Source organism: Salinivibrio socompensis S35 (genome assembly GCF_000513715.1).
Classification (GTDB): Bacteria; Pseudomonadota; Gammaproteobacteria; order Enterobacterales; family Vibrionaceae; genus Salinivibrio; species Salinivibrio socompensis.
The window spans coordinates 1-4,823 of sequence record NZ_AQOD01000190.1; the positions used below are offsets into that span (position 1 = coordinate 1).

Here is a 4,823-nt window from a genome sequence, read left to right on the forward strand (position 1 = left end):
ATAAAACGCCGATATATCGGGATAAACCAATGCAAGTAACTCACTGCCCTGCTCTCGGCTAACACCTGCCATCGCCAACAGCCACCATGCGCGACTTAATAACAGGAGACACAACACGGCGATTTGTGGTGCCTTGATATACCCTTTCTCGTCAAAGTGATGAAACGTATCCATAAGCTTATTGGTTGAGAAGTCACGCATTTACCTTGGCGATATGTAATAAAAACTGCAAGCGCAAAAGTAAAATTTGTTATCCTTGGGTGGAGTCATTTATTTAGCGTCACATGGAGCTCTCATGGCCAAACCAAAAGCGACGATTTCGCCAGAAACGCAACAAGATGCCATGCGTGTTGCTAAAGCCACGCAAAAGCCGGGACAAACAAAAGCACAGACCAAACTGATCGCACAAGGGATTGAAAAAGGGATTGCGCAATATAAAAAGGAACAAAAAGTAAAAGCCCGTGAGCAGGATAAAGCCACGTAAACGAAAACCAACAAAAAAACCCATCAGACGCCGCACCCGTGAAAGCGTCTCAAGCCACGATCGATGATTCCATCCCCGCCAAGCCTGGTTTGGATAAGAGTTATAGCAGTCTGCCTTGGCTTTTACTTGTGGTAAGCTGGATAGGTTTCATTGGTTATATATTCGTGAGGGCGTAATGTGGAAGCAACTGGTAGCGACAATAGGGATCATCACGTTAGTTGGCTGCAGCAAAGGAGAAACCATGGCTAAGCACCCTCCAGTGACGGCTTGTGGCGATAGTCCTAACTGTGTTTCCACCGCAGATACAAGAAAGAAATTCCAGCTGGCACCGCTTTATATCGCAAATGACAGCGTGACGTTTTCAACCATTGTCGCGCATATCGCAGCCATGCCACGAGCTGAGGTCGTCACCTCGCAAGATAATTACGCACACTTACGCTTCACCACTAAGGTGCTGCGCTTTGTGGATGATGTTGAAGTCTCGCTCGCGGGCAACCAACTCGCGCTTCGCTCCGCATCTCGGATTGGCTACTATGACTTTGGCGCTAACCGTCAGCGTGCCGAGGCCATTCGCCAACGTTTAACCGACGTCCGAGCTTATCACGCCTTAAGCGAGCAGCTAGTTGATATAAGAGCGAATGTCTCGTTTTTTATCTTCCACCCAATCGCGGCGGAACGGCCCCAGTCCTTGAGCTGGTAGTAACCATCGTTATGACGCTTTCCATCTTGGATGAAAGTCATGTCGATGCCGAGCCCAGACAGTGATTTCAACACATCTTGGATTGTACGGCGTGGCCAGCCTGTTGCCTCGATTAAACGTGGCACATTTGGGCGTTCCATTTCTTCTACCAGCGCGGCAAGGTAGAGACGCCGAGCGAATACCGGGTTTAGTTCCATATGAACCTCCAACAATGACGATTGTTCCCATTATTCATGCCGCCTGCTAAGAGCTKGCTTTGTCAGTTTATCAACCGCCATCAAATCGACGTGCTGCAGACTCATTTAACCGCACATTTCACACGCTTTATCCCTTATCGCTCAACCAACCGGCCCGCACCAGCTCTTGCGTTCGGTGTTGAGCGATGTCACTCTTAATCGTCCGTAAATAATGATGATAACGACCATGACAACTGTATTTGGGATTAAAAACTGCGACACTCTAAAAAAGCCCTTAAGTGGTTAGATAATCAAGGGATCGACTATCAATATCACGACTACCGTAGAGATGGCTTGGATGCACAAATTCTGCAGACTTTCGTCGCCGAACTCGGCTGGGAAGCGCTGATCAATAAACGCGGCACCACCTATCGTCAATTAAGTGATGAACAAAAAGCCAATCTGGACCAAGCCAGCGCTATCGCAATCATGCTAGACAATCCAGCGATCATTAAGCGCCCATTGCTCGTACACCAGGGTAGCTATTACCTTGGCTTTAAAGAGAACCAATACGCTGATATTTTCGCGTAATGTGATAGTCGATTCATTTTTGTTGTAAGGAAACTCCAATGACTGATACTGCCACGCTGGCTTTGGCAAAAGACTTAATCAATCGTGAGTCGGTCACTCCGGAAGACGCCGGCTGCCAAGATCAAATGATTGCTCGATTAGAAGCCTTGGGCTTTACGATTGAAACCATGGTGTTTGAGGACACCACCAATCTTTGGGCCCGACGTGGCACTGACGGACCGCTCTTCGCGTTTGCGGGCCACACCGATGTCGTGCCCTCTGGCCCGCGCGATCAATGGCATACTCCGCCGTTTAAAGCCACGGTCATTGACGATCACCTCCATGGCCGCGGAGCGGCAGACATGAAAGGCTCACTGGCTGCCATGGTTGTGGCTGTTGAGCGCTTTATTGCCGAGCATCCAGACCACTCAGGCTCGCTTGCGTTTCTCATCACCTCAGATGAAGAAGGACCATTTATTAATGGCACCACCCGTGTCGTCGATACCTTGATGGCTCGGAATGAGAAAATCGACATGTGTATTGTCGGCGAGCCCTCAAGTACGCATCACGTCGGTGACGTGGTCAAAAACGGCCGTCGCGGCTCTATCACTGGCGATTTGTACGTTAAAGGGGTACAAGGCCATGTCGCCTATCCCCACCTTGCCAGTAACCCTGTCCATCAGGCCATGCCGGCGCTAACAGAGTTAGTGCAAACAGTGTGGGATAATGGCAATGCTTTTTTTCCACCGACAAGCTTTCAAATCCCGAATATTGAAGCAGGAACAGGCGCTGCCAATGTGGTGCCCGGGGAATGTCACGCGCAATTTAACTTCCGGTTTAGTACCGAGCTAGATAGTGAAACCATCAAACAGCGGGTGTATTCTATTCTGGACGCGCACGGGCTCGACTACACCTTAGAATGGACCACAGTGGTGACCCGTTTTTGACCGATGAAGGCACCTTGCTTGATGCGGTTGTGGCCGCGGTTGAAGAGGTGAATCATCAAACGCCGCAATTACTGACAACCGGTGGCACCTCCGATGGTCGGTTTATCGCCCAGATGGGCGCTCAAGTGATTGAGCTGGGTCCGGTCAATGCCACCATTCATAAGGTTAATGAGTGTGTAAGCATTCCTGACTTAGAAAAGCTGACCGACATGTACCAAAAAGTGTTGGAAAAGGCGCTACCGTGAGCCTGAGTGCGGCACAGCTAACGGGGCAAGATCCTTCAGCGCTTCAACCGATGAATACCCAACCTGGCGCTCCCTGTTTACATCAGGATGTATTATCTGACGTCGCCGCCTTACAACAGGCGGCGAGTCGTGCTGGTTTTGAGCTGAGAATCGCCAGTGGATATCGCGCTTTTGAGCGCCAGTTGGCGATCTGGAATGGTAAATTTAACGGCAAGCTCCCTGTCCTTGATGCGAACAGCCAACCGATGGATCTGACTCACTTATCAGACAAGGAACGGGTGCACGCAATCTTACGCTGGTCGGCGTTACCCGGCGCCAGTCGACATCATTGGGGAACTGACATGGATGTATATGATAAACAGTCCCTTATTCTTGATCAGCCGCTGGCTTTAACCCCACCCGAATACGATATCGGCCCTCAGGCGGCCTTTTCTTCTTGCTAGAGGCCAATGTGCCAGCATTCGGTTTCTTCCTCCCTTACGCGAAATACCAAGGCGGGGTGGCCAGAGAGCCGTGGCATATCAGCCATATTGCCACCAGTGCGTCGATGTTATCCGCTTTCACTCAGGATATGCTCGCGGTTGCGATCACCCGTGCCCCTGTTTGTGGGAAAGATGCTATTCTTCACCAATTAGATTGGATATATTCAACCTATGTCACCAACTTATGCGAGGTGGAAAGATGGAATGGCTAACCAATCCTTATGTGATCATTACCATTGTGGTCGCCGTGGTCGTGAGTAACATCATGGCGCTCAAATACACCGCCAACGCCAAGTTTGGGCTTAAATACAAAGACAAACCGGATAAGCATCAACGGTCAACATCCGACAAAAACGATGAAGGTAGCGCACAACCACAGTCAGATGAAGACAAGGAACGGCACCCTCAACATGATGATCAATAAGCTCTCGGCTGACTCTTCGTTGCTACAGCGACCTGGTTTGTTGAACAAGTCAATGGAACCATTCACCCAAGCTTACGATCTGATCCTATGAAGACCCAACCAAAGTAAACACATTGGACGAGCTCGCAGTAACGTACATGATGACAAACTTAATATCTATTATGATAAACGTGTTCCATTTTTAGTAAAAGTTTTAGGGATTAATAGATTGTGGTATCAGCCTTTTTATTTTTCTAGAGAAAGCGAGGGCATGATAACATTTACTCGCAGTCTCACTAGTATCAAGGCCTTCAGAGCAATTCACTAACTCGAGCATCTTTCATTTTGTCTATCTCCCAAGCTGTCTTTCATTAGCGTTGGCTCAGGTTCTCGCGTTGACAGTATTTTTACTCGGGGGTATATTTCTGTTCGCATTAATTTACGGTTTATGCTTATAAATGAACAATGCAGTTCATTAACTTTAATTTGTATAGTACGTCTTTAGGATCTAAATAGCATGAATAAAAAAAGTCTGTGTAAAAAATGGTGTCTTTTGTTAGTGGCGAGCTTGTTTGCTAATGCTTCATTTGCGCAAGAGTGGCTAGAGGGTGTTTATATCCGTCATTCCGCAGCCAATTAATGAATTAAAATAGTGTGATCCAGCGATCATTTACAGATTTTAGTGTCACAGACCTCTTGACCGTGATCCCCAGTTTTGATCTATTACTGTTATTTAACGGTCGCTTACCATGCCTGCTCCTCAACCTGTCATTAAACGTCTCGATCACCTAGGCTAATCGCTGACTTTCTCGTCAT

General features: G+C 48.1%; 5 protein-coding genes and 5 pseudogenes. 8 read left to right on the forward strand and 2 right to left on the reverse strand.

Annotation, left to right across the window (positions count from 1 at the left end; translation table 11 throughout):
* The coding region (locus DZ54_RS27620) for a DUF2919 family protein (protein WP_025675289.1) at positions 1-201 on the reverse strand (201 nt) is incomplete at its 3' end.
* A gap of 94 nt (positions 202-295) precedes the next feature.
* Between DZ54_RS27620 and DZ54_RS26490 the strand changes: the two are divergent.
* Both DZ54_RS26490 and DZ54_RS22810 read left to right on the forward strand, forming a co-directional pair.
* A pseudogene (locus DZ54_RS26490) lies at positions 296-660 on the forward strand (DUF2956 domain-containing protein).
* A 65-nt stretch (positions 661-725) separates the two neighbouring features.
* Positions 726-1,055, forward strand: a pseudogene (locus DZ54_RS22810) (DUF1499 domain-containing protein); the annotation flags it as partial.
* A 48-nt stretch (positions 1,056-1,103) separates the two neighbouring features.
* Here DZ54_RS22810 and DZ54_RS24465 read toward each other — a convergent pair.
* Positions 1,104-1,381, reverse strand: a pseudogene (locus tag DZ54_RS24465) (winged helix-turn-helix domain-containing protein).
* 214 nt (positions 1,382-1,595) lie between these two features.
* On the opposite strand from DZ54_RS24465, the pseudogene DZ54_RS22815 reads away from it, so the two are divergent.
* From DZ54_RS22815 to DZ54_RS26960, 6 genes and pseudogenes are all read left to right on the forward strand, one after another.
* Positions 1,596-1,951 (forward strand): annotated as a pseudogene (locus tag DZ54_RS22815) (ArsC family reductase).
* A 38-nt stretch (positions 1,952-1,989) separates the two neighbouring features.
* A pseudogene (gene dapE / locus DZ54_RS22820) lies at positions 1,990-3,122 on the forward strand (succinyl-diaminopimelate desuccinylase).
* Positions 3,119-3,565 carry a M15 family metallopeptidase gene (locus DZ54_RS26950; protein WP_276202077.1) on the forward strand — a complete coding sequence of 149 codons (447 nt, stop codon included), beginning with the start codon at positions 3,119-3,121 and terminating at the stop codon, positions 3,563-3,565. The pseudogene dapE and the gene DZ54_RS26950 overlap by 4 nt, the downstream one beginning before the upstream one ends.
* 8 nt (positions 3,566-3,573) lie before the next feature.
* A complete protein-coding gene (locus tag DZ54_RS26955) occupies positions 3,574-3,816 on the forward strand; it encodes a M15 family metallopeptidase domain-containing protein (RefSeq protein ID WP_276202078.1) in 243 nt (80 codons plus the stop codon).
* Positions 3,804-4,028 (forward strand): DUF2897 family protein, encoded by a 225-nt coding sequence (locus DZ54_RS0116550; RefSeq protein ID WP_025675293.1) that lies wholly within the window; start codon positions 3,804-3,806, stop codon positions 4,026-4,028. Before DZ54_RS26955 ends, DZ54_RS0116550 begins: the two co-directional genes overlap by 13 nt.
* Before the next feature lie 496 nt (positions 4,029-4,524).
* Positions 4,525-4,647 (forward strand): hypothetical protein, encoded by a 123-nt coding sequence (locus DZ54_RS26960; protein WP_276202079.1) that lies wholly within the window; start codon positions 4,525-4,527, stop codon positions 4,645-4,647.
* Positions 4,648-4,823 lie beyond the last annotated feature (176 nt).

Coding starts and splice junctions, on each gene's coding strand:
- DZ54_RS0116550 (WP_025675293.1), top strand. CDS start 3,804: ATGGAATGGCTAACCAATCCTTATGTGATCATTACCATTGTGGTCGCC.
- DZ54_RS26960 (WP_276202079.1), top strand. CDS start 4,525: ATGAATAAAAAAAGTCTGTGTAAAAAATGGTGTCTTTTGTTAGTGGCG.